This is a genomic window from Desulfosarcina cetonica JCM 12296, assembly GCF_001311845.1.
GTDB classification, from domain to species: Bacteria; Desulfobacterota; Desulfobacteria; order Desulfobacterales; family Desulfosarcinaceae; genus Desulfosarcina; species Desulfosarcina cetonica.
Genome location: NZ_BBCC01000525.1, coordinates 1 through 703, shown reverse-complemented (window position 1 = coordinate 703; position 703 = coordinate 1). Strand labels below are relative to the sequence as shown.

1 protein-coding gene is annotated in these 703 nt (G+C 68.3%); it reads left to right on the top strand.

From position 1 onward, the window contains the following. Positions 1-534, top strand: a 534-nt coding sequence (locus JCM12296_RS40875) for an FtsX-like permease family protein (protein ID WP_172684294.1), incomplete at its 5' end; no start/stop codon positions are given. Between the last annotated feature and the right edge of the window lie 169 nt (positions 535-703).

Sequence of the window (703 nt, the reverse complement as noted above, 5' to 3'; positions counted from 1 at the left end):
CAGGCCATCCAGGCCGACCTGGCCGCCGCCCTGCCCTGGCCCGTCCGGATCACCGACCGCAGCAGCAGCGCACTTGACTTTCATACCCGCGCGCTGCGGCAGGGTGCGGTGGGTATGTTGGCCGGTGTCCCGGCCCTTTTGGCCCTTTTGCTGATCGTCACCGCCGTGGTCGTGGAGCGTCGTGGCAATCGGGCTCATCAGGCGCTGCTCAAATCCATGGGCTGGACCACCGGCGATCTCGTCCGCCTGCAGGTGTTCCAGGCGCTGATCATCGCCACCCCGGCCCTTTTGGGGGGCATGGCCGCAGCCGTCGGCATGGTCTTCTGGCCGCCGCTGGCCGGGATCACGGCGCGCTGGATCACCGGCGGCCAAATGCTGCCCATGCTTGTCCTGGACAGCCACGGCGCCGGCCTGATCGTACTGGAAATCATCGCCATGGTGGGGCTGCCCTACCTGGCCGCCGTTTTTCTCACCACCCTGCGGGCCGCCGCCGGGGATCCCGGAACCGACCTGGAGAGCACCCCATGGCATTAGACGCCGGGTTGGTCTGCCAGGCGATGGACTTCGGCTGGCCCACGGAAACGGCCGGCCAGGCGTCGATCCTCAAGGGACTCGATGTGGCCTTCGCACCGGGGACCATCAGTCTGATCAGCGGCCCAACCGGCGCCGGGAAAAGCACCCTGCTGCATCTGCTCGCCGCCCT